At 59.8% G+C, this 25,871-nt stretch carries 11 protein-coding genes; 8 read left to right on the forward strand and 3 right to left on the reverse strand.

The features are described from left to right. The first annotated feature begins 159 nt into the window (after positions 1 to 159). The 5 genes from AB4N98_RS10860 to AB4N98_RS10880 all read left to right on the forward strand — a co-directional run bounded on the left by AB4N98_RS10860 (position 160) and on the right by AB4N98_RS10880 (position 4,323). Positions 160 to 933, forward strand: a complete 774-nt coding sequence (locus AB4N98_RS10860) for an ABC transporter ATP-binding protein (RefSeq protein ID WP_017529567.1) — start codon at positions 160 to 162, stop codon at positions 931 to 933. A 13-nt stretch (positions 934 to 946) separates the two neighbouring features. Further along, positions 947 to 1,699: an ABC transporter substrate-binding protein gene (locus tag AB4N98_RS10865; protein WP_017529568.1), complete on the forward strand. Its 753-nt coding sequence runs from the start codon at positions 947 to 949 to the stop codon at positions 1,697 to 1,699. A 74-nt stretch (positions 1,700 to 1,773) separates the two neighbouring features. Next, a complete protein-coding gene (locus tag AB4N98_RS10870) occupies positions 1,774 to 2,466 on the forward strand; it encodes an ABC transporter permease (protein ID WP_026067402.1) in 693 nt (230 codons plus the stop codon). Next, positions 2,466 to 3,155, forward strand: a complete 690-nt coding sequence (locus AB4N98_RS10875) for an ABC transporter permease (protein WP_017529570.1) — start codon at positions 2,466 to 2,468, stop codon at positions 3,153 to 3,155. Before AB4N98_RS10870 ends, AB4N98_RS10875 begins: the two co-directional genes overlap by 1 nt. Further along, the gene (locus AB4N98_RS10880) at positions 3,136 to 4,323 is read left to right on the forward strand and encodes a methyltransferase (protein ID WP_368949812.1); all 1,188 of its coding nucleotides are present in this window, start codon (positions 3,136 to 3,138) and stop codon (positions 4,321 to 4,323) included. The genes AB4N98_RS10875 and AB4N98_RS10880 overlap by 20 nt, the downstream gene beginning before the upstream one ends. A gap of 239 nt (positions 4,324 to 4,562) precedes the next feature. On the opposite strand, the gene bcsQ is transcribed toward AB4N98_RS10880, so the two are convergent. After that, complete coding sequence (gene bcsQ, locus AB4N98_RS10885; protein ID WP_017529572.1) at positions 4,563 to 5,522, reverse strand: cellulose biosynthesis protein BcsQ; 960 nt, start codon at positions 5,520 to 5,522, stop codon at positions 4,563 to 4,565. A gap of 265 nt (positions 5,523 to 5,787) precedes the next feature. Between bcsQ and lapG the strand changes: the two genes are divergently transcribed. Continuing rightward, positions 5,788 to 6,504: a cysteine protease LapG gene (lapG, locus tag AB4N98_RS10890; RefSeq protein WP_460149540.1), complete on the forward strand. Its 717-nt coding sequence runs from the start codon at positions 5,788 to 5,790 to the stop codon at positions 6,502 to 6,504. Between the two features lie 11 nt (positions 6,505 to 6,515). Further along, positions 6,516 to 8,462, forward strand: coding sequence for a cyclic di-GMP receptor LapD (gene lapD, locus AB4N98_RS10895; RefSeq protein ID WP_017529574.1), 1,947 nt, complete (start codon positions 6,516 to 6,518; stop codon positions 8,460 to 8,462). Positions 8,463 to 8,517: 55 nt separating this feature from the next. On the opposite strand, the gene AB4N98_RS10900 is transcribed toward lapD, so the two are convergent. Continuing rightward, positions 8,518 to 8,856 carry a tryptophan synthase subunit beta gene (locus AB4N98_RS10900; RefSeq protein WP_065879524.1) on the reverse strand — a complete coding sequence of 113 codons (339 nt, stop codon included), beginning with the start codon at positions 8,854 to 8,856 and terminating at the stop codon, positions 8,518 to 8,520. Between the two features lie 125 nt (positions 8,857 to 8,981). Continuing rightward, positions 8,982 to 24,140 carry a retention module-containing protein gene (locus AB4N98_RS10905; RefSeq protein ID WP_460149419.1) on the reverse strand — a complete coding sequence of 5,053 codons (15,159 nt, stop codon included), beginning with the start codon at positions 24,138 to 24,140 and terminating at the stop codon, positions 8,982 to 8,984. Positions 24,141 to 24,484: 344 nt separating this feature from the next. Here AB4N98_RS10905 and AB4N98_RS10910 point away from each other — a divergent pair, with 344 nt between their 5' ends. Continuing rightward, the gene (locus tag AB4N98_RS10910; RefSeq protein WP_135196903.1) at positions 24,485 to 25,837 is read left to right on the forward strand and encodes a TolC family outer membrane protein; all 1,353 of its coding nucleotides are present in this window, start codon (positions 24,485 to 24,487) and stop codon (positions 25,835 to 25,837) included. Positions 25,838 to 25,871: the final 34 nt, after the last annotated feature.

Here is a 25,871-nt window from a genome sequence, read left to right on the forward strand (position 1 = left end):
ATGGCGCGACACCCTGCTGTGCCGATGCGACAACCTGCCGCACACCGTCTGTTTACCGTCCGCGCCGCTGTTGGTGTCATCCAAACGCTATGCTAGCTTGGCGCCTCGCCAGGAAGGCCCCCAACAGCGCAGATCGCAATGAACACAAGAGGTACGCACATGGCCGAGGCCACGCCCGCGCTTGAAATCCGCAACTTGCATAAACGCTATGGTGAGCTGGAGGTACTCAAAGGTATCTCGCTCACCGCTCGCGACGGCGATGTGATCTCGATCCTGGGTTCCTCCGGTTCCGGCAAGTCCACATTCCTGCGCTGCATCAATCTGCTGGAAAACCCGCACCAGGGCGAAATCCTGGTGGCCGGCGAGGCACTCAAGCTCAAGGCCGCGAAGAACGGCGAGCTGATGGCCGCCGATGGCAGGCAGATCAATCGCCTGCGCAGCGAAATCGGTTTTGTGTTTCAGAATTTTAACCTGTGGCCGCACATGAGCATCCTCGACAACATCATCGAGGCGCCCCGCCGTGTGCTCGGCCAGAGTAAGGCCGAGGCAATAGAAGTGGCCGAAGCCTTGCTGGACAAGGTCGGTATCGCCGACAAGCGCCACGCCTACCCGGCGCAATTGTCCGGTGGCCAGCAGCAACGGGCAGCCATCGCGCGCACCCTGGCCATGCAACCCAAGGTCATCCTGTTCGACGAGCCCACTTCCGCCCTTGACCCGGAAATGGTTCAGGAAGTACTTAATGTGATCCGCGCGCTGGCCGAGGAAGGCCGCACCATGCTGCTGGTCACCCACGAAATGGGCTTCGCCCGTCAGGTCTCCAGTGAAGTGGTGTTTCTGCACCAGGGCCTGATCGAAGAGCAAGGATCGCCACAGCAGGTGTTTGAAAACCCGCTTTCGGCGCGCTGCAAACAATTCATGTCCAGCAACCGCTAACGGAGCAACATGCATGCAGAACTATAAAAAATTCCTTCTGGCTGCGGCCGTCTCGATGGCGTTCAGCGCCACGGCCATGGCAGAAACCTTGAAAATGGGGATCGAAGCGGCCTACCCGCCCTTCAACAATAAAGACGCCAGCGGCAACGTCGTGGGCTTCGACAAAGACATCGGCGACGCCCTGTGCGCCAAAATGAAAGTCGAGAAGTGCGAAGTGTATGTCTCCGACTGGGACGGCATCATCCCGGCCCTGAATGCCAAGAAGTTCGACTTTCTGGTGTCTTCGCTGTCGATCACCGATGAACGCAAGCAGGCCGTTGACTTTACCGACCCGTACTACTCCAACAAGCTGCAGTTCATCGCGCCTAAAGCCACTGCCGACTTCAAGACCGACGCCGGCTACCTCAAGGGCAAAGTCATCGGTGCACAGCGCGCGACCCTGGCCGGTAGCTACCTGGAAGACAAGCTGCCGGACACCGAAGCCAAACTGTACGACACCCAGGAAAACGCCTACCTGGACCTGACTTCTGGCCGCCTCGACGGCATCCTCGCCGACAAGTACGTGCAATACGAATGGCTCAAGAGCAAAGACGGTTCCGCCTACGAGTTCAAGGGCGACCCGGTTGTAGAGAGCGACAAGATCGGTATCGCCGTACGCAAGGGCGACCCGCTGCGCGAGCGCCTGAACAAAGCCCTGGCAGAGATCAAGGCAGACGGCACCTATAAGAAGATCAACGACAAGTACTTCCCGTTCAGCATCGAATGATCTGAGCGACCTGACCGGCGCGCTCCCTTGAGCGCGCCGGCTTTATGCAATGCCTGCCGCGATATGAAAACACCATGAATCTCGATCTTTACGGATTCGGCCCCGCGCTTGCCGCCGGCGCGCTGATGACCGTCAAACTGGCGCTCACGGCCCTGTGCCTGGGGTTGCTACTGGGCCTTGCCGGTGCCTTGGCCAAGACTTCGCCGTACAAGCCGCTGCAATGGCTGGGCGGTACTTATTCGACCATCGTTCGCGGCGTGCCGGAGCTGTTGTGGGTGTTGCTGATTTACTTCGGCACCATCAACGCCATGCGCGGGCTGGGTGAATGGCTCGGCATTCCCGACTTGTCGCTCAGCGCCTTCGCCGCTGGCGTGATCGCGCTGGGCCTGTGTTTCGGCGCCTACGCCACAGAAGTGCTACGCGGTGCGATCATCTCGATCCCCAAAGGCCACCGAGAAGCCGGCGTGGCGTTGGGCCTGTCGAAGTCGCGCATTTTCACCCGGCTGATCATGCCGCAGATGTGGCGTATCGCCCTGCCGGGGCTGGGCAACCTGTTCCTGATCCTGATGAAGGACACCGCGCTGGTCACGGTCATCGGCCTGGAAGAAATCATGCGCCATGCGCAAATCGCCGTCACCGTCACCAAACAGCCGTTCACCTTCTACATGGTCGCCGCGCTCATCTACCTGGGCCTCACATCCTTGTCGATGGTGGCGATGCACTTGCTGGAAAACCGCGCCGCACGCGGCTTCGTGAGGACGACGTAATGGAATGGGAAGTCATCCTTAAGTGGCTGCCGAAGTTTATCCAGGGCGCCGTGCTGACCCTTGAGCTGGTCGGCATCGCCGTGGTTCTCGGCCTTATCCTGGCCATCCCGCTGGGTATCGCGCGCTCTTCCAAGCGCTGGTACGTGCGCTCGCTGCCTTATGCCTACATCTTTTTCTTCCGCGGTACGCCGCTGCTGGTGCAGTTGTTCCTGGTCTACTACGGCCTGGCCCAATTCGACAGCATCCGCTCCAGCTTCATGTGGAAGTACCTGCGCGACCCGTTCTGGTGTGCCACCGCCACCATGACCCTGCACACGGCCGCTTATATCGCCGAGATCCTGCGCGGCGCCATCCAGGCCATCCCGCCTGGAGAAATCGAAGCGGCTCGCGCCCTGGGCATGTCCCGGCCCAAGACGCTGTTCTATATCATCCTGCCCCGCGCCGCCCGCATCGGGTTGCCGGCCTACAGCAACGAAGTGATCCTGATGCTCAAGGCCAGCTCGCTGGCGAGCACCGTGACCTTGCTGGAACTGACCGGCATGGCCCGCACGATCATTGCGCGCAATTACCTGACCGTGGAAATGTTCTTCACTGCCGGCGTGTTCTATCTCTTGATCTCCTACCTGTTGGTACAAGGCTTCAAACTGCTGGAACGCTGGCTGCGCGTCGATGCCTGCCAGGGACGTTGAAACACACTTCAGAGCGCTGGATGCGTTCCTGACCGAGCATCAAGAGCTGTGGCGACCACGGCCCTTTACGCATCAACGGTTGCCTTGGGAAAGCGAACTGCCCGAACTCGCCCAATGGTTGCGCCAACGCACCTTGGCCGATGCCGAAACCAGCCACAACCACCCTCATGAAGTGCCCGCGCCCGCGCCTTTCGCTGCATTGGCCGCCGAGGCCGTGCGCCTCAGCGCTGTGGATAAGTTACCGGCGCAGCCCCTGCCACCCGCCGCGCATCGCCTGAGCGTCGACGTACCGGGCCGCAAATGGCAACAGATCGAAGCCTTCGGCGCGGCCCTGCATTTTGCGCAAACGCCGACCCACTGGCTGGACTGGTGCGCCGGCAAAGGCCACCTTGGCCGGCGACTGCTGTGCACCGGCCAGCAACTGACCTGCCTGGAACATGACCCGGCCTTGATCGCGGCCGGCCAAGCCTTGAGCGACCACCATCGACTGACCGTTACCCATCGCCTGCAAGATGTGATGGCGCACGTGGTGCTCAACGCGGAGCACACGCCAGTTGCCCTGCACGCCTGCGGCGACCTGCACGTGCGCCTGTTACAACTGGCCAGCGCCGCCGGCTGCAAGCAACTGGCAGTGGCACCCTGCTGCTATAACCGCATCAATACACCCACCTACCAGCCACTTTGCGCAGCAGGCCGTGCCTCAACCCTGCGACTGTCGATCGACGACCTCGGGCTGCCCCTCAGCGAAACCGTCACCGCAGGCAAACGCGTGCGCCAGCAACGCGACACGTCGATGGCCCGCCGCCTCGCGTTCGATCAGTTGCAACGCCAGATACGCGGCTGCGATGAGTACCTGCCCACCCCTTCGCTGCCCGCCAGTTGGCTGGCCAAGCCCTTTGCCGATTACTGCCAGGCATTGGCCGACCTCAAAGGGTTATCCACAGGGAAACAGCAGTGGGCCGCGGTGGAGGCCGATGGCTGGCGGCGCCTCGCCGAAGTCAGAAACCTGGAATTGCTGCGTGGGCTGTTTCGGCGCCCGCTGGAGCTGTGGCTGGTACTGGATCGGGCACTGTTTCTGCGCGAACGCGGCTACAGGGTTGAGGTAGGCAGCTTCTGCGATCCGGCATTGACGCCGCGCAACTTGATGGTGCTTGCCGAGCGCGATTAAAGGGCAAAATTGTCGCATGCCAACCTGTGGATAACTCTGTTGATGAATTCTTTACGGAGCCTGTAGCCACCTGCGCTAACGGCCAAAACCCACTTTGTTCATTTTTTGTTCATCTCATAAAACGCACGTAAAACAGGCAGTTGCAGCGGGATGAGAACGGCTCCACAAAACGGCTGAGCCATGAGCCCCTCACCAACCAATTGTGTATAAGCATCCGGCGTTACGCTTATAAACCGCGCTTACGCGGTGCTTTTGCGGGTGACCAATAACCGGCAAAGGTCGCCGATATCGTCACGCGCAGGGCTTGGCGCCTTGCTATCGAGCGGGTCCGTCGCAAAGGCCAGGGCTTCGCTGAACACCGGGTCGCGATGCACGACCGCCAAGGGGTATTCACTGCGGCGCAACTTGAAGGCATCGAGCATTCCCAGGTTGAACGTCGAGTGCTCATCCAGCTGATTGATCACAAAGTGACATCGAGGTGCGGGCTCTCGCTCAAGATGGGGGGCCAACAGCGCGTCCAGTTGATCCAACGTGCCGAGGCACGCCGCATTGGGCTGGGCGACGACCAGCACGATGTCGGCCACGCTCAGTGCTTGATGAAGGTAAACGTTGTTGCCAGCGGGTGTATCGATGATCACCGTATGCGCTTCGCTCAACGCCAATGCCGACAGGTGCCGCACCAGCCATTGCGGCTCACGCGCGAGCCAGCGCTGCAGGTTTTCTTTCTGCGGGGTATCGGTATCGCCAAAAGGCAGCACTTGGCAACCGGAGAACCCCGCCTGCAGGAGGGTCGCCCAGGGTGTCTTGAGCAGGCTGCCGCCGCCCACGCCGGCGCGCTCATGGTCGACTCCAAAGTGTTGGCGCAAGGCGTTCTGGGGGTCCAGGTCCAATGCCACTACCGACTTACCCATGCGCCGCAAGCCGCTGCTCAACGCCGTGGCGAGGGTACTGCGGCCAACGCCACCATTGACGGATATCAACGCCACCACGGTCGGGCGCAGCGCAATGGGTTGAGGGTTGTGGGGTGTGTCATTGACGTAGGACGGCTGCGCGCCAAAGCGCTGGCCCTCTTTTTGGTTTACACGGGTGCCATCATCGAATGGCAGAGTGCCAAAAAAATGCACGCGCGGTTTTTTGCCCCTGGGATCACGGGCGACGCGCTTACCGGGCAAGGCAAACAGGTCATCGGTGCGACTCATGGCCGGGCCTCCTTCACGGCGCCCGATAAAGACCTGAGAAGTCGGTAAAACAAGGCTTTACCGCAAGTCTTTTTGTAAGCGCCGATGGGATACATTCTGTGACAGCGGGGGACGAGTGTCATTATTTTGATGAAATAGCCACAACCCTTTCAGACGAGCGGAAATTGGCCAATTTACTGACGCACCCTTGATGCCTTCAAGCACCGATGATTTCATCGTGCCATTGTTTTTTAGCCGCTATCACCGCACCATTGCCCCATCTTCAATGCTGCAAGCTCTGGTAATCGCAGTGGCGATACGCTTTAAACTTCCGCGAATTCTGTACGGTTTCGCCATCACTGTATTGCTGGGTGGCGGCCTGCTCGGCGACTTGCTCGCGGACTGGGATTTCAGCCAGATCAGCCGTCGCGCCGAAACACTGTATGGGGCACTCGGCCCCGGCCGCCAGCGTATCGATGCCTGGCAACAATTGCTGTCGACACAAAAGCAGGTCAGCGAGAGCGAGCAGCTCAAAGTGGTCAACCTGTTCTTCAACCGCCAGTTGCGCTACGAGGAAGACATCGACCTGTGGCACGAAGTGGATTATTGGGCCACCCCCATTCAATCCCTCTGGAAAGGCGCTGGCGATTGTGAAGACTATGCCATCGCCAAATACTTCAGCCTGCGGCACTTGGGTGTGCCGGCCGAAAAGCTGCGCATCACCTACGTCAAGGCCTTGCGCCAGAACCGTGCGCATATGGTGCTGACGTATTATGCAAGCCCCGAAGCCATGCCCTTGGTGCTGGACAGCCTGATGGACCCCATCCTGCCGGCCAGCCAACGCACCGACCTGCTGCCCGTTTATGCGTTCAACGGCGAAGGGTTGTGGCTGACCGGCGCGGCGGGCAACAAAAAAGTCGGTGACACCAAGCGCCTGTCACGCTGGCAGGAAGTCTTGAAAAAAATGACCGCTGAAGGGTTTCCGGCCAGTTCGGATAATTAACAGGAGCTACGATGTCACTGTTCAAACAATTGCTGATCGCTATCTGCGTGTTCCTGGTGGTCGCGTTCAGCGGTAGCTTCATGGTCAGCCTGGAAAGCTCGCGTACACAGTACGTCAACCAACTGCGCTCCCATGCCCAGGACGCGGCCACCGCACTGGCGCTGTCGCTGACCCCGAACATTGATGACCCGGCGATGACCGAGCTGATGGTCAGTTCGATCTTTGACAGTGGCTACTACGCGAGCATCCGTGTGATAGACCTGAGCAATAACCAGGTGCTGGTGGAGCGGGCCGCCGAACCGGATGCCAGCGGCGTGCCCGCCTGGTTCGTGAAGATGATCGGCCTGGCGCCGGCCGGTGGCGATGCCATCGTCAGTCGTGGCTGGCAGCAGGCGGCACGGGTTGAAGTGGTCAGCCACCCGATGTTTGCACTGGCCAAGCTGTGGCAGAGCGCGCTGGGCAGCCTGGGCTGGTTGTTGGTGTGCGGCGCCGTGAGCGCGGTATTGGGCGCGCTGTTGCTGCGCCGTCAACTGAAGCCGCTGGACTATATGGTCGAGCAGTCGCACGCCATCGCCCGTCGCGAGTTCCTGAGCTTGCCCGACCTGCCTCGCACCCCGGAGCTGCGGCGGGTGGTGCAGGCCATGAACCAGATGGTGGAGAAGCTCAAGGCGCTGTTCCATGAGCAGACCGAGCGTAGCGAGAAACTGCGTGTGGAGTCTTACCAAGACAGCCTGACGGGCCTGGCGAACCGTCGCTATTTCGAGATGCAACTGCAGTCTCGCGTCAGCAACCTGGAGGAGCCCAGTTCAGGTTACCTGCTGATATTGCGGGTCAATGACTTGAGCGGCCTCAACCAACGTCTTGGCGGGCAACGCACCGACCAACTGCTGCAAGCCGTCAGCCAGCAACTGGTGCGCACCTGCGCCAAATACCCGGAAACTCAAAACCTGATTACCCGCAGCCGTGGCGGCGAGTTCGCGGTCCTTGCCCCGGGCCTGGTACGTGATGAAGCGCTGCAACTGGCCCAGGATCTGGAAAGCACCCTGCAAAGCCTGCACGAAACGGGAGCCACCGACATGTCGGCCGTGGCTTATATCGGGCTGGCGCCGTACAACCCTGGCGATGCCTCAGCCGACCTGTTGATGCTGGCCGACCAAGCGCTGGCCCAGGCTGAAGCCGGCAGCGGCCCCACCTGGGTCTGCCTGGAACGCCAGGCGCCCGGCACCGTCAGCGATGACCCGCACAACTGGCACACCTTGCTCGACAACGCCCTGAACCAGGGTCGCTTCCGCTTGTTTTTCCAACCGGTGGTCAGCAGCCGTGACACCCAGCAAGTGCTGCACTACAAGGTACTTTCACGCCTGCTCGACAGTCAGGACCAGACCATTGCGGCAGGCCATTTTCTGCCCTGGCTGGAGCGCTTCGGCTGGACGGCGCGGCTCGATCAACTGATGCTCGACCTGGTGATCAAACACCTCACGCAACACAACCAATCGGTGGCGTTGAACCTCTCGGCCGCCACCTTGAACGACCCGCAAGCGTTGGAGCGGGTGTTCGAACGCCTGGCCCAACACCCCGCACTGGGGCCGCGCCTGACGCTGGAAATCGGCGAAGAGCAAGTGCCCGAACAAACCCAATTGGAGCGCCTCACCCGACGCATGCGCAGCCTGGGCTACAGCCTGGGCCTGCAACGTTTCGGCGGGCGTTTCAGCATGATCGGCAACCTGGCGAACCTGGGCCTGGCGTACCTGAAGGTCGACGGCAGCTACATCCGTGCCATTGATCAGGAAAGCCACAAACGCTTTTTTATCGAGGCGATCCAGCGCGCCGCCCACAGCATTGATCTGCCGTTGATTGCCGAGCGGGTGGAAACCGAGGGTGAATTGCGGGTGATCCGCGAGATGGGTATTGAAGGCGTGCAAGGCCAACTGGTCGGTGAGCCGGCGCCTTGGAAGTGACGCACTGACCGCTCACGCCTCCTTGACGGTCAACCCGTGAAGGAGGTGCGCAGCGTCAGATCAAGCCGGTTTCATCGTCATTGATCAGCTCGCTCAAGCCGCCCAATGTCGCCCTCGCCTTGGTACGCTCCAAAAACTTAGCCTGTGCCGCCGGCGGCAAGTCAGTGATGCTCATCACGTTCTTGGTGATCAGCACCTGGATCAAGTCATCAAGTACGCGGATCATCTCAAGGTCGCTTTGCCTGAGATGCTTGAGGCTGTTGTCCACCGCATCATCGGCAAACCACGCCAGAATCTCGTGATGGTCGGCCTCCAGTGTCTCGGTGGCCCCGGCGAAGGCATCCGCCTCGACGCGAACCAAAGCGTTCTGTTGATCGCGTTGCACGTAGAACATTAACGTTCTCCCAATAAAAAAATCCCTGCAGGCCCCAAGCAGGTGCCCTCGCAGAGATTACACAGATTTTCCCGACGCTGATGCCCATGCAGCGCCAATCCTTGAAGATTGGCGCTGCCGGGTGATCAGTCGTGATGCTTGACGGTCAGGTCGCCACCGGCGATCAGGTTATTGATCGCGGTGCTGCCGGAGCCCCAATTGGCGCCATCGATCTTGATCGTGACATCGGCCGTACCGCCCTGGGCGGTGAACGAGCCGCTGCTGCTCACGCTCAACGTCGAGTTGCCGGATGCGTCGGTGGTCAACTTCAAGTAGCTGGACAGGTTGGTGTCGTTATTGCCTTGCAGCAAATCGGACAGGTCCAGCTTGTCGCCTTCGCTGTGCTTGAAGTCGGTGACCGTGTCGCTGCCGGTATCGCCTTTGAGCCACACGAAGGTATCCGCACCCGCGCCGCCGGTCAGGGTGTCATTGCCCTTGCCGCCCACCAGGATGTCGTTGCCTGCACCACCGGAGAGGTTGTCGTTACCGCCCTGGCCGAACAGGATGTCATCGCCGGCGTTGCCGATCAGGGTGTCGCCGCCATCCTTGGTACCGTAGATATTCGACGCGCTGGCCAATGCACCGATGTCCTGCACATGCTCGGTGACGAACTGATGCAGTGTACGGTCATCGATGTGATCGACCGTGGTGGACAGCTTCTCGGCAGCGAACGCCTTGAGTGCGGCGTTGCCTTCCTGGCCGTTGTAGCTGATCAGGTCACCGAACAGGATGTCATTGCCCGAACCACCGGAAACCTTGTCCGCACCAGTGTCGGCGGTGTGGCCGGTGATGGTGTCGGCCAGCTTCGCGGTATCGATCGTGCTGACCGTCTTGTCAGTATCGAAGTACTTTTGCAGCATGTCTTTGTCGACGCTGCTGCCCAGGCCGATGGCCTGCACTTCAACCCCGCCGGCCACCGAGGTGGTCAGCGCGGTGTAAGCCGCCTTGGCGTTGTCCAACGCATAGTCATAGCGACTATTGCTGGCAGCCCCCGCCACGTCGAAACCACCATGGCCGTCGGACACGACGTAACCTTGGAAGATCCGGGTGCCGGACGAGTCATACGAGTAGACCTTGCCGTCAGTGTCCACGATGACCCGTGTCTGGTCGTAGACGGTTGCGGTGAGCGCAGTGGTCTGGCCCAGGGTATAGGTGCTGCTGTTGACCTTGTTGTCGAAGCTGACGTTATTGCCCCACCAGTAGCTGGTTGAGCCCAGGCTGATGCTGTCGTACTTCACGTTGTAGACATTCGGCTCGCCGTCGGTAATGAAATACGTCAGGTTTTTCGCACCGGTGTTGCTGGTGGCGTCAGCGCTCTTGAACCAGGCCGTTGCCGCATTGAAGGCGTCTTCGTAGTTGGTCATGTCGTTCGGGTTGGAAGCCATGTTATTCAACACGGCCTGCAGGGCAGCCTTGGCGGCAGCCTGGTCCGCCAGGTTGACCGACACCAGCGACTCGACCTTGGTGTCGAAGTCGACCAGCAACACCTTCACTACACCCGAGCCCGTCATCTTCGCGTTAGCGATCAGGGTGTCGAAAATGCTCGAGAGCTGGCCCTTGATCGAGTTCATCGCCGACGACCCGATACTGCCCGAGGTATCCACAACAAACGCGATGTTGTAGTTGGAACCCGGCGTAGTGATACCCCCTTTGTCGCCCACCACAATGTTGTTGGCTGAGCTTGTGCCCAGATCGATGGTGTCCGCCGCCGCGCCGCCTTCGGCGACAGTGTTGTAGACCTGGGACTTGACCGTGATGGTCGTTGTCGCCACAGACGAACTCAGGCTGTTGCCACCCTCGTTGTCCGTCACGGAGACATCAATGGTGCGATCGCCGATCGCCGGGTACTTGCTGGTGCTGGAGTACTGGAACGACTCAAGCAGCGTCTTGTAGGTAGCCGCATCCGCCGCACCCGACAGGGTCAGCACGATCTTGCCGCTGACGTCCGTACCGACGCTGGTCAGGGTAATGCCTTTGTAGGTGCCCCCTACCGTCACCAGGCTGGAGCCGAGCTGATCACCCGCACTGGCGTTTTTCAGGGTGATGGTCGCACTTTGCATCTGGGTGCTGTCGACGTCAGCGATGGCCACGCTGCCGGTAATCGAAACACCGGTGTTGCTGCGCTCGGTGTACGAGGCGTTGTAGCCGGTGGCGACAGCACCATCCGCGGTGCTGAGGTCCAGGGTCGGTGCGTCGTTGACTGGGGTGACCACGATGCTCACTTTACCGGTCGTCACCTCTTCGACCCCGGTGCTCAACTCTTTGGCCGTCGCTTTCACGGTGATATCGAAGCTGGCGGTCGAGTCCTTGAGCGGCGTAACCTTCAGGGTTTTCAGGTTCCAGTCGCTGACATCGTAGAGCGCGGCGGTACCGGTGGAGGTGTAGCTGTGGCCCGTGGTGCCATCGGTAATCACGGTACCTTTGGGCAAGCCGCTGATTTCCACCTTGTGGGATTCCGAGCCGTCGTTGTCGACAAACGTGGTGGTAATCGGAGCGACCTTGATGGCGGTGTCTTCCAGCCCACGGTTGTAGACGTAGCCGGTGTAATAGCCTTCGCCATTGACCACATGGCTATCGCCCAGCACCGCGCCGGCGGCTTTCAACGCTTCCACACTGGTATAGGTCTGCACACCGCTGTTGCCCAGCGACATCGACGGGCCGTTGTTGATCGACACATTGACGTCGTAGTTGCCGCCGCCCGCCTGGTTGTAGTGGTAGATGTCGAGGGTGTAGTAACCCGACTCGGTCGGCGTATAGGCCGTCCCGGTAATCGCACTGCCCTTGCTCCAGGTTTCGGAAGCGACCAACTTGCCGCCCACGGTGATCGCCAGGCTGTCGTCGGCCGTACCGGTGAAGGTGTAGCTTTTGCCGGCTTCCAGGTAGATCAGGCCAGAGACTTTAGTCGCCGTGCCCTCCGCCACACTGCCGTTGCTGACATTGTTGATGACCGCAGTCGAGACTGCGCTGGCGGCGGTCTTAGCGTCGATCACCTTGATCAGGTCGCTGGACTGGGCAACACCATTACCGTTAGTGCCCAGGTCTTTAGCGAGCGTGCCACCGGTCCAGGTTTGAATGACCAACCCTGTCGGCACTGCGGCGAATGGGGGCACGACCACAACCGGCACATCCGTTACCGGGTGGATGTCCACCGTGATGGTTTTGGTGTCGCTGTAGGCGCTGCCGTCGGTAGCCTGGAACTTCAGCTCGGTGTAATCGCCCTGCTTGTTACCCACGCTGGTGCCGCCGAAGCTGTTGTCACCCGACTCGTTGGCCGCCGGGGTGTAGCGCACGTTGTGGTTATCGAAGTCAGATTGGCTGAATGCCTTGCCGGCTGAAGTATCGGTTTTCAGATCCGACGAGGTCAGCGCGACCCACTGGCCGTTGACTTTGTACTCGATGGAACCGGCCGGCAGGCTGGTAAACACCACTTTCGGGTTCGCGGAGTCCACATCCTTGACGCCAAAGGTGGACCAGGTCAGCTCGACCGACGTGTCTTCCTTGCTGTCGACGTAGCCATTGGTTGCAGTCGGCGCGTCGTTGACCGCCACGATGTTCACGTTCAGCGTGCTGCTGGAACCGGTGTTGGTGGTGTAGCCGACTTGCGGCACATCGCCGTTGAAGTCTTTGACCGGCGTGAAGGCGTACGCACCGTTGGTGCCGATGGTGATGCTGCCCACGCCCGCGATGACCGCGGTTTGACCGGCGGTGTAGGTAGTGCCGTTGACGTTGAAGGTCGCAACGCTCAATGCGCTGTCCACATCGAAGTCGTTGGTCAGCACATTGCCGGTGGCAACGGTGTCTTCCAAGGCACTGCCGGTGTCGGCTTTCAGGACGCTCGCGTCGTCAACCGCCACGATGTTCACATTCAGCGTGCTGCTGGAACCGGTGTTGGTGGTGTAGCCGATTTGCGGTACATCGCCGTTGAAGTCTTTGACCGGGGTGAAGGCGTACGCACCGTTGGTGCCGATGGTGATAGAACCAACGCCCGCGATGATCGCGGTTTGGCCGGCGGTGTAGGTGGTGCCACCGACGTTGAAGCTTGTGACAGTCAGGGTGTTGTCGACATCAACGTCGTTGGTCAGCACATTGCCCGTGGCAACGTGGTCTTCCAAGGCACTGCCGGTGTCGGCTTTCAGGACGCTCGCGTCGTCAACCGCCACGATGTTCACGTCCAGCGTGCTGCTGGAACCGGTGTTGGTGGTGTAGCCGACTTGCGGCACATCGCCGTTGAAGTCTTTGACCGGAGTGAAGGCGTAGGCGCCATTGGTGCCGATGGTGATGCTGCCAATGCCCGCGATGATCGCGGTTTGGCCGGCGGTGTAGGTGGTGCCGTTGACGTTGAAGGTCGCAACGCTCAATGCGCTGTCCACATCGAAGTCGTTGGTCAGCACATTGCCTGTGGCGACGGTGTCTTCCAAGGCACTGCCGGTGTCGGCTTTCAGGACGCTCGCGTCGTCAACCGCCACGATGCTCACATTCAGCGTGCTGCTGGAACCGGTGTTGGTGGTGTAGCCGATTTGCGGTACATCGCCGTTGAAGTCTTTGACTGGGGTGAAGGCGTAGGCGCCATTGGTGCCGATGGTGATGCTGCCAATGCCCGCGATGATTGCGGTTTGGCCGGCGGTGTAGGTGGTGCCACCAACGTTGAAGCTTGTGACCGTCAGGGTGTTGTCGACATCGACGTCATTGGTCAGCACATTGCCAGTGGCAACGTGGTCCTCCAAGGCGCTGCCGGTGTCAGCTTTCAGAACGCTCGCGTCGTCAACGGCTTCGATTTTCACGTCCAGCGTGCTGCTGGAACCGGTGTTGGTGGTGTAGCCGATTTGCGGTACATCGCCGTTGAAGTCTTTAACCGGGGTGAAGGCGTACGCGCCATCAGTAGCGATGGTGATAGAACCAATGCCCGCGATGATCGCGGTTTGACCGGCTGTGTAGTTAGTACCACCCACATTGAAGCTTGTGACAGTCAGGGTGTTGTCGACATCAACGTCATTGGTCAGCACATTGCCCGTGGCAACGTGGTCTTCCAAGGCGCTGCCGGTGTCAGCTTTCAGGACGCTCGCGTCGTCAACAGCTTCGATCTTCACGTCCAGCGTGCTGCTAGAGCCGGTGTTGGTTGTGTACCCGATTTGCGGTACGTCACCATTGAAATCTTTGACTGGGGTGAAGGCGTAGGCGCCGTCGGTGCCGATGGTGATGCTGCCAATGCCCGCGATAACGGCGGTTTGACCGGCAGTGTAGGTAGCGCCGTTGACGTTGAAGGTGGCAACGCTCAATACACTATCAATGTCACTGTCATTGCTCAGCACGTTGCCGGTGGCAACGGTATCTTCCAACGCGCTGCCGGTGTCGGCTTTCAAGACGCTCGCGTCGTCAACCGCTTCAATCTTCACATCCAGCGTGCTGCTGGAACCGGTGTTCGTGGTGTAGCCGATTTGCGGCACGTCGCCGTTGAAGTCTTTAACCGGGGTGAACGCATAGGCGCCGTCGGTGCCGATGGTGATAGAGCCGATGCCCGCGATGATCGCGGTTTGGCCGGCGGTGTAGGTGGTACCACCGACGTTGAAGCTCGTGACAGTCAGGGTGTTGTCGACATCGACATCGTTGGTCAGCACATTGCCGGTGGCAACGGTGTCTTCCAAGGCACTGCCGGTGTCGGCTTTCAAGACGCTGGCGTCATCAACCGCTTCGATCTTCACGTCCAGCGTGCTGCTGGAACCGGTGTTGGTGGTGTAGCCGATTTGAGGTACATCGCCGTTGAAGTCTTTGACCGGAGTGAACGCATAGGCGCCGTCGGTGCCGATGGTGATAGAACCAACGCCCGCGATGATCGCGGTTTGACCAGCGGTGTAGGTGGTACCACCGACGTTGAAGCTCGTGACAGTCAGGGCGTTATCAACATCGACGTCGTTGGTCAGGACGTTGCCGGTGGCAACGGTGTCTTCCAAGGCACTGCCGGTGTCGGCTTTCAGCTCGCTCGCGTCATCAACCGCATCAATCTTCACATCCAGCGTGCTGCTGGAACCGGTGTTCGTGGTGTAGCCGATTTGAGGTACATCGCCGTTGAAGTCTTTGACCGGCGTGAAGGCGTACGCGCCGTCGGTGCCGATGGTGATGCTGCCAATGCCCGCGATGATCGCGGTTTGGCCGGCGGTGTAGGTGGTGCCGTTGACGTTGAAGGTCGCAACGCTCAATGCGCTGTCCACATCGAAGTCGTTGGTCAGCACATTGCCGGTGGCAACGGTGTCTTCCAAGGCACTGCCGGTGTCGGCTTTCAAGACGCTGGCGTCATCAACCGCTTCGATCTTCACGTCCAGCGTGCTGCTGGAACCGGTGTTGGTGGTGTAGCCGATTTGCGGTACATCGCCGTTGAAGTCTTTGACCGGGGTGAAGGCGTACGCACCGTTGGTGCCGATGGTGATAGAACCAACGCCCGCGATGATCGCGGTTTGACCGGCTGTGTAGTTAGTACCACCCACATTGAAGCTTGTGACAGTCAGGGTGTTGTCGACATCAACGTCGTTGGTCAGCACATTGCCCGTGGCAACGTGGTCTTCCAAGGCGCTGCCGGTGTCAGCTTTCAGGACGCTCGCGTCGTCAACCGCCACGATGTTCACGTTCAGCGTGCTGCTGGAACCGGTGTTGGTGGTGTAGCCGATTTGCGGTACATCGCCGTTGAAGTCTTTGACTGGGGTGAAGGCGTAGGCGCCATTGGTGCCGATGGTGATGCTGCCAATGCCCGCGATGATTGCGGTTTGGCCGGCTGTGTAGGTGGTGCCACCAACGTTGAAGCTTGTGACCGTCAGGGTGTTGTCGACATCGACGTCATTGGTCAGCACATTGCCAGTGGCAACGGTGTCTTCCAAGGCACTGCCGGTGTCGGCTTTCAGGACGCTCGCGTCGTCAACCGCCACGATGTTCACATTCAGCGTGCTGCTGGAACCGGTGTTGGTGGTGTAGCCGATTTGCGGTACATCGCCGTTGAAGTCGTTAACCGGAGTGAAGGCGTATGCGCCGTCGGTGCCGATGGTGATAGAACCAATGCCCGCGATGATCGCGGTTTGGCCGGCGGTGTAGGTGGTACCACCGACGTTGAAGCTCGTGACAGTCAGGGTGTTGTCGACATCGACATCGTTGGTCAGCACATTGCCCGTGGCAACGTGGTCTTCCAACGCACTGCCGGTATCGGCTTTCAAGACGCTCGCGTCATCAACCGCGTCAATCTTCACATCCAGCGTGCTGCTCGATCCGGTGTTGGTGGTGTACCCAATTTGCGGCACATCACCATTAAAGTCTTTAACCGGAGTAAAGGCGTACGCGCCATCGACACCGATGGTGATAGAACCCACGCCAGCAATAACCGCAGTTTGGCCCGCAGTGTAGGTAGTACCGCCCACGTTGAAGCTGGCAACGCTCAACACGCTGTCGACGTCACTGTCGTTGGTCAGCACATTGCCGGTGGCAACCTGGTCTTCCAACGAACTGCCCGTATCCGCGCCCAATACGCTCGGATCGTCGACCGCAATCACTTTGATCGGCAGCGTAATTGACTCGGACTTGGGTGCTGCATCGCCATCTTGCGCGGTGGCGGTCACGGTGAGGTTTACCAGGCCGTTGGCGTTTGGCGCCGGGTTGAAGACCAGTGTGGCCTTGTTCCAGTCGCTGATATCGATGCTTTGGCTGCCAGCGGTCGCGGTGAAGGTGTGGCCCGCGCCATCGGTAAGAGTCGCACCGTCCGGTATACCGCTGATCTCCAGTTTGAGCGTCTCGGAGCCATCTTTGTCGGTGGCGTAGGCGTCAATCGCGGACAGCTTGATCGCGTGGTCTTCCAGGCCAGTGTTCAGTACCTGAGTGACGCTGATGTTATCCAGTACACCGCCAAGCGAATTGCTGGTAGGGGCTTTGAATTCGAGTTTGGCATCACCGTCGACGGTGACAGGCACGACGAAGGTGTAGGTCTTCATGCCAACGGTGGTTGCATCCAGGGTGCCGACTTTGACGCCGCCCCAGAACACATCGATCACCGAATTGTTCTCGGCGCCCGCACGCGGCGAGTAGTCGACACTGATGCTGTACGCCGTGCCGGATTCGGCCTTGATGAGGGTGTACAGGCTGGCGTCGTCGCCGGCGTTTTTCTCAAGTTCGATGACTTGGCTGTTGCCTGGGGTGTCTACGCCGTAGACGCCACTTTGGCCGATTTCGACTTTGCCGTCGCTGTTACCGGTCAACCAGGGGGTGGTCGCCGTTGTGCCGGCGGCGTTATTGGCGTCGCCGACCGCCACCGTGCCCCACGAACCGTTGAGGGCGGCGCCGTCGAAGTTGATCGAGCTCACAACGCCGCCACCGAGCAGGCCCAGGTGCGGGGCGTCGGTCACTGGGGCGATGGTGATGGCGGCTGTGGTTTGGCCACTGGCTTTACCGCCATTGTCGACCGCGGTGAAGGTGAGCGAGGTGTTGCCGCTCCAGTCGCTGGTCGGCGAGAAGTACACCGATGCCTTGCCATCAGCGCCTGCCGGCACTGCATCACCGATTTTGAGTTCGGTTGTCAGGGTTGCGTCGCTGTACAGCTTGCCGTTTTCCGGCAAGGTGGTAATGACGAAATTGGCGACAGTACCGTCCACATCGGCACCGCTCAGTACGATGGTGGCCGCGTGGTCTTCATCGGCGCCGGCAGGGGTAGCCGCCGCTGTCGGTGCATCGTTGAACAGGTCGATGGTGACCTTGCCGGTGGCGCTGCCGGTTAGCGCAGGCTCACGGTCAAGGTTGCCCCCGCCGATATCGGTGACGGCGATGGTGACGCTGCGATCCGTACCGACCGGGTTGTTGCCTGGGCTCTGGAAGGTGATCGCCTCGACCACTTTGATGAAGTCGGCCGCGCTGCTGCCGGCTGGCGAATCACTGGTGAGGGTGTAGACGATGCTGCCATCGGCGGCACTGCCGGTTTGGGCGATGGTGATACCGGCAACGGCCAGGGCCTTGAGCACATCGGCGCTGCTGAGCAAATCACCGGACGCCAGGTGGTCAACGGTGACCACCACTTTGCTGTAGGTGGAATTGTCTACATCGCTGATGCTCAGGTTTTTAACCAGTGCACCCGCGTCGGCTTGCTCGGCAAACGTGGTGCTGTCGAACGCGACCTCAGGCGGATCGTTGACCGGAACCACTTTCACCACGGAGGTCACAGGCGCCGAGTTCAGTTGGCCATCGTTCACGGTGATGGTCAGGGTGCGGTCGGTAGCGACCGGGTTCTGGCTTTCGCTGGCAAAGTGCACCGAACGCAGGACTTCCTGGTATTCGGCCTTCGTGGCTTCACCGGACAGGGTCAGCACCCCGGTGTCTTTGTCATAGCTGACCGTGATTTTGGCGTTGCTGGCATCTGCGATCAGGACGTCATCGGCCAGCGGGTTGGCCAGCGTGACTTTGGCGCTTTGCAGCGTGTCGTTGTCGACATCGCTGATAGTCAGGTTCGCCGCGACGTAGCCGCCCGGCTTGCCTTCGATGTAAGTGTCGCCGAAGGCGTTGGTCGAAGCGTTGCCGAGTACCGGGGCGTCATTGACCGCTTCAATATTCACGTTCAGCGTGCTGCTGGAGCCGGTGTTGGTGGTGTAGCCGACTTGCGGTACGTCGCCGTTGAAGTCTTTGACTGGGGTGAAGGCGTACGCGCCATCAGTACCGATGGTGATGCTGCCAATGCCCGCGATGATTGCGGTTTGGCCGGCGGTGTAGGTGGTACCACCGACGTGGAAGCTTGTGACCGTCAGCGTGTTGTCGACATCGACATCGTTGGTCAGCACGTTGCCGGTGGCGACGGTGTCTTCCAAGGCACTGCCGGTGTCAGCTTTGAGTTCGCTCGCGTCGTCAACGGCTTCGATTTTCACGTCCAGCGTGCTGCTGGAACCGGTGTTCGTGGTGTAGCCGATTTGCGGTACATCGCCGTTGAAGTCTTTGACCGGGGTGAAGGCGTAGGCGCCGTCGGTGCCGATGGTGATGCTGCCAATGCCCGCGATGATCGCGGTTTGGCCGGCGGTGTAGGTGGTGCCACCGACGTTGAAGCTTGTGACAGTCAGGGTGTTGTCGACATCGACATCGTTGGTCAGCACGTTGCCCGTGGCAACGGTGTCTTCCAAGGCGCTGCCGGTGTCGGCTTTCAGCTCGCTCGCGTCATCAACCGCATCAATCTTCACATCCAGCGTGCTGCTAGAGCCGGTGTTGGTGGTGTAGCCGATTTGCGGTACATCACCGTTGAAGTCTTTGACCGGCGTGAAGGCGTACGCGCCATCAGTACCGATGGTGATAGAACCAATGCCCGCGATAACGGCGGTTTGACCGGCGGTGTAGGTGGTACCACCGACGTTGAAGCTCGTGACAGTCAGCGTGTTATCAACGTCGACGTCATTGGTCAGCACATTGCCGGTGGCAACGGTGTCTTCCAACGCGCTACCGGTATCGGCTTTCAAGACGCTCGCGTCATCAACCGCATCAATCTTCACATCCAGCGTGCTGCTAGAGCCGGTGTTGGTGGTGTAGCCGATTTGCGGTACGTCGCCGTTGAAGTCTTTGACCGGCGTGAAGGCGTACGCGCCGTCGGTGCCGATGGTGATGCTGCCGATGCCCGCGATAATTGCGGTTTGGCCGGCGGTGTAAGTGGTGCCGTTGACGTTGAAGGTCGCGACGGTCAGGGCGTTATCGACGTCAACGTCATTGGTCAGCACATTGCCGGTGGCGACGGTGTCTTCCAAGGCGTTGCCGGTGTCGGCTTTCAGCTCGCTCGCGTCATCAACCGCATCAATCTTCACATCCAGCGTGCTGCTAGAGCCGGTGTTGGTGGTGTAGCCGATTTGCGGTACATCACCGTTGAAGTCTTTGACCGGCGTGAAGGCGTACGCGCCATCAGTACCGATGGTGATAGAACCAATGCCCGCGATAACGGCGGTTTGACCGGCGGTGTAGGTGGTACCACCGACGTTGAAGCTCGTGACAGTCAGCGTGTTATCAACGTCGACGTCATTGGTCAGCACATTGCCGGTGGCAACGGTGTCTTCCAACGCGCTACCGGTATCGGCTTTCAAGACGCTCGCGTCATCAACCGCATCAATCTTCACATCCAGCGTGCTGCTAGAGCCGGTGTTGGTGGTGTAGCCGATTTGCGGTACGTCGCCGTTGAAGTCTTTGACCGGCGTGAAGGCGTACGCGCCGTCGGTGCCGATGGTGATGCTGCCGATGCCCGCGATAATTGCGGTTTGGCCGGCGGTGTAAGTGGTGCCGTTGACGTTGAAGGTCGCGACGGTCAGGGCGTTATCGACGTCAACGTCATTGGTCAGCACATTGCCGGTGGCGACGGTGTCTTCCAAGGCGTTGCCGGTGTCGGCTTTCAGCTCGCTCGCGTCGTCAACGGCTTCGATTTTCACGTCCAGCGTGCTGCTGGAGCCCGTGTTAGTGGTGTAGCCGATTTGCGGCACATCGCCGTTGAAGTCTTTGACCGGGGTGAAGGCGTACGCGCCATCGGTGGCGATGGTGATGCTGCCAATGCCCGCGATGATTGCGGTTTGGCCGGCGGTGTAGGTGGTACCACCGACGTTGAAGCTCGTGACAGTCAGCGTGTTATCGACATCAACGTCATTGGTCAGCACATTGCCGGTGGCAACGGTGTCTTCCAAGGCACTGCCGGTGTCGGCTTTCAAGACGCTGGCGTCATCAACCGCTTCGATCTTCACGTCCAGCGTGCTGCTGGAACCGGTGTTAGTGGTGTAGCCGATTTGCGGTACGTCGCCGTTGAAGTCTTTGACTGGGGTGAAGGCGTACGCGCCGTCAGTGCCGATGGTGATGCTGCCAATGCCCGCGATGATCGCGGTTTGGCCGGCGGTGTAGGTGGTACCACCGACGTTGAAGCTCGTGACAGTCAGGGTGTTATCAACGTCGACATCGTTGGTCAGCACGTTGCCAGTGGCAACGGTGTCTTCCAAGGCGCTGCCGGTGTCGGCTTTCAGCTCGCTCGCGTCATCAACCGCATCAATCTTCACGTCCAGCGTGCTGCTGGAACCGGTGTTAGTGGTGTAGCCGATTTGCGGTACGTCGCCGTTGAAGTCTTTGACTGGGGTGAAGGCGTACGCGCCGTCAGTGCCGATGGTGATGCTGCCAATGCCCGCGATGATCGCGGTTTGGCCGGCGGTGTAGGTGGTACCACCGACGTTGAAGCTCGTGACAGTCAGGGTGTTATCAACGTCGACATCGTTGGTCAGCACGTTGCCAGTGGCAACGGTGTCTTCCAAGGCACTGCCGGTGTCGGCTTTGAGTTCGCTGGCGTCATCAACCGCATCAATCTTCACATCCAGCGTGCTGCTGGAACCGGTGTTCGTGGTGTAGCCGATTTGCGGGACATCGCCGTTGAAGTCTTTAACCGGAGTGAAGGCGTATGCGCCATCGGTGCCGATGGTGATGCTGCCAATACCCGCGATGATTGCGGTTTGGCCGGCGGTGTAGGTGGTACCACCGACGTTGAAGCTCGTGACAGTCAGGGTGTTATCAACATCGACGTCATTGGTCAGCACGTTGCCCGTGGCAACGGTGTCTTCCAAGGCGCTACCGGTGTCAGCTTTGAGTTCGCTCGCGTCGTCAACGGCTTCGATTTTCACGTCCAGCGTGCTGCTGGAGCCCGTGTTAGTGGTGTAGCCGATTTGCGGCACATCGCCGTTGAAGTCTTTGACCGGGGTGAAGGCGTACGCGCCATCGGTGGCGATGGTGATGCTGCCAATGCCCGCGATGATTGCGGTTTGGCCGGCGGTGTAGGTGGTACCACCGACGTTGAAGCTCGTGACAGTCAGCGTGTTATCGACATCAACGTCATTGGTCAGCACATTGCCGGTGGCAACGGTGTCTTCCAAGGCACTGCCGGTGTCAGCTTTGAGTTCGCTAGCGTCGTCAACGGCCTCGATTTTCACGTCCAGCGTGCTGCTGGAGCCCGTGTTAGTGGTGTAGCCGATTTGCGGCACATCGCCGTTGAAGTCTTTGACCGGGGTGAAGGCGTATGCGCCGTCGGTGCCGATGGTGATGCTGCCAATACCCGCGATGATTGCGGTTTGGCCGGCGGTGTAGGTGGTACCACCGACGTTGAAGCTCGTGACAGTCAGGGTGTTATCAACATCGACGTCATTGGTCAGCACGTTGCCCGTGGCAACGGTGTCTTCCAAGGCGCTACCGGTGTCAGCTTTGAGTTCGCTCGCGTCGTCAACGGCTTCGATTTTCACGTCCAGCGTGCTGCTGGAGCCCGTGTTAGTGGTGTAGCCGATTTGCGGCACATCGCCGTTGAAGTCTTTGACCGGGGTGAAGGCGTACGCGCCATCGGCACCGATGGTGATGCTGCCAACACCCGCGATGATCGCGGTTTGACCGGCAGTGTAGGTAGTGCCGTCGACGTTGAAGGTGGCAACGCTCAATACACTATCAATGTCACTGTCATTGCTCAGCACGTTGCCGGTGGCAACGGTATCTTCCAACGCGCTGCCGGTGTCGGCTTTCAAGACGCTCGCGTCGTCAACCGCATCAATCTTCACATCCAGCGTGCTGCTGGAACCGGTGTTGGTGGTGTAGCCGATTTGCGGCACATCACCATTGAAGTCTTTGACCGGAGTGAAGGCGTAGGCGCCGTCGGCACCGATGGTGATAGAGCCAACGCCCGCGATGATTGCGGTTTGACCGGCGGTGTAAGTGGTGCCGTTGACGTTGAAAGTGGCGACGGTCAGTGCGTTATCAACGTCGACGTCATTGGTCAGCACATTGCCGGTGGCAACGGTATCTTCCAACGCACTGCCGGTGTCGGCTTTCAGAACGCTGGCATCATCAACTGCGTCGACGTTCACATTCAGCGTGCTGCTGGAACCGGTATTGGTGGTGTAGCCGATTTGCGGCACTTCACCATTGAAGTCTTTAACCGGAGTAAAGGTGTACGCGCCATCAGCCCCAATGGTGATGGAACCCACGCCGGCAATAACGGCGGTTTGGCCAGCGTTGAATGTAGTGCCACCCACGCTGAAGGTCGATACGGCCAGGACGTTGTCGATGTCGCTGTCGTTGCTCAGCACGTTGCCGGTCGCAACGCCATCTTCGGCGATGGTATTGGTATCAGCCTGCAAAACGCTAGGATCGTCCACGGCAACCACGGTAGAGGTGGCCGCTTGCGGGTTGATCGCCAGGTTCTCGTAATTGCCGCCGGTGGCGCTGGTAATGGTGGCGCTGACGACCAGGTCTTTGCCATCGGCCAGGTTCGCGGGCGTGTCGATACTGACCGTACCGGTGGTTTTGCCCGCTTCGATGGTAATGGTCTGGTCGTTGGACAGCTTGATAACAACGTCTGTCTGCGCCGCGTTGGTCACGGTCGCGGTGTAGACGATCTTGCCGCCTTCATCCACCGATGCGGTCGCGGTCAGCGTGACGGTGGTGGTGTCGATGGTGTCGTTGATCTGGGTAACGGCCGGCGCCGGGTCAGTGGTGATGATCAGGTTGCCACCGCCGGAGGTGCCGGCGATGGTGGCGGAGATCGACGAGGCATCCAGGTAGGGCGTGTCATTGCCGGCAAACGTGACGTTCAGTACGCCCGAGGTCTGGCCGGCGGCGATCACAACTGCAAGGCCGTTGGACAAGGTAACGGTCAGGTCGCTGGTCGGGGCCTGGGTGACAAACACCGTATAAACAACCACACCACCGGCTTCGGTGATGGTGGGTGTGGCGGTCAGGGTAATAGTGACGTTACGTGGATCGACGCCATTATTGTCGGCGGCGGTCAGGGTATTGCCCACGGCATCAGCGGCGTTCAGACCGGTCGTCGGGTAGCCGATGGTAGGGTCAACCACCCCTGCGGTGGCTTCCAGTACCACAAAGCTGTGGCCGCCGCCCACGGCGCCGTCGGCACCGGCGGAGGTCGGGCCGGCAGCCGTGGCTTCAAGGACTTGGGTCGGGTCGGCACCGGCAGCGATGGCTTGCTGGAGTTCGGCGACGGACGGTGCGGCCTGTGCGGTAGCGGCGCTGAGGTCGGTGGACGAGTCAGGAGCGCTGGCGCTCCACTGAGTGTCGCGGCCCAGGTCGATGACCCGGCCATCCGCCAGCTCCAGCGAGACAGCGCCAGATGCGCCGGTATCGACCTGCTCACCCGCGACCAAGCGGTCCCCTTCTACGAGCAGGCGGCGAATCCCTTCCGGGGAAACTGCGAACACTTGACCGACAATGCTTTTGACGACCGCAACGCTGCTCATAAAAGACTCTCCGTGTATTGCCGTTCGGGGGTATCCATCAAGGAGACCGGCCCTCTCGCTGCTGCCGATTCAGATAGTTGGAGTACGCATTTTGTGTAAAAATATATTGGCGTCAATTTTCTGTTGTTTCTTGCGAAAAATTACTTTCCCGTCAAGGTATTGACCTATTGAGCGCCATCCTAAACAATCTGCCCAGTAATGTCACATTGATATTTAAGCGGCCTCGCGACTTTCTGTTTGCGCCTTCAGGCGTCCAAGAAAAACGGGCATTTCGAGTTGCCACTCCAATGCATATTCCAATTTGTTGCGGTTTTTCAGGCAACCAATCCCCGGGAAAAATCAGAATGCGTTTGCACTTTTTTAAAGCCATGCCGTTTGCTCTAGCCGCCAGTTTTGTCCAGGCCCAAACCCTTCCCGAAGCGATGCAAGCCGCCGTGGAGAACCACCCGGAAATCCAGGCGGCCATCAATGCGCGCATTGCCGCCGACTATCAGGTCAGGGAAGCCCAAGGCGGCTACCTGCCTAAGGTCGACTTGCTGGGCGGTTATGGCCGTGAAAGCTCGGACAACACCTCCACGCGTGCCGCCAGCAACAGCCACGACTGGAAAACACTGAACCGTGGCGAGTCGTCGATCCGTCTTCAGCAAAATCTGTTCCAAGGCTTTGGCACCGTCAATGAAGTCGGTCGCCAACAAGCCACCGCCAACTCCCGTGGGTATGCGCTGCTCAATACGTCCGAGCGCACCGCACTGACGGTTGCCCAGGTTTATCTGGATGTCTTGACCCGTCGCGAGATGGTGCAACTGGCAGAAGACAACCTGAAAAGCCACGAACGTATTTTTGACCAGATCCAACTGCGCACCAGCCGTGGCGTCGGAAGAATGGCGGACATGGACCAGGCCGAAGCCCGACTGGCCCAGGCCCAAAACAACCTGATCACCGAGCAGACCAACCTGGCGGATGCCAATACCAACTTTTTGAGCGTGGTTGGCAAAGAGCCCGACCAGCTGGAAAAACCACTGGGCATTGTGACCGCGCTACCGGCCAGCCTGGATGAAGCCCGCCGCCAGATGATTGCGGACAGCCCGGTATTGCGCTCTGCCGAGTCGGATATCGCCGCTGCCGAGAAGCAGTACGAAGCCGCCAAATCGACTTTCTACCCGCGCTTTGATGCAGTGCTGCAGCGTTCAGCCAACAACAACATCGGCGGCGAAGAAGGCCATGACAATGGTTACTCCGCGATGCTGAACATGCAGTTCAACCTGTATAACGGCGGCAGCGACAAAGCCAGCCTGCAGTCCAAGGCGTCCCAGGCCAGCCAGGCGCTGGATATTCGCAACAACGCCCTGCGTCAGTTGAATGAAGAACTCGGTTTGGCGTGGAACGCCTACAATAACGCCAGCCAGCAGGTGCCGATCGCACAGCAATACGTAGACCGCAGCAACAAAGTGCGCACCTCGTACCAGCAGCAGTTCAGCCTGGGCGAGCGCACGCTGCTCGACTTGCTCGACAGCGAGAACGAGCTGTTCACCGCTCAGCAGCGCCTGGCACAGATCAAAAGCCTGCACATCTATACGCAGTACCGCATCAAGGCCGATATGGGCCAATTGCTGAGAAGTCAGGGCGTCGTTGCGCCGCTGGCATCAGTTGTGCAGAACGAAGTCAAAACGAAGGTAAACCTGCCAGGGATGAACTGATTCTTGACGGCGTGAACCACTCAACCGTTTAAGA

It is taken from the genome of Pseudomonas sp. S3_E10, from assembly GCF_054667615.1.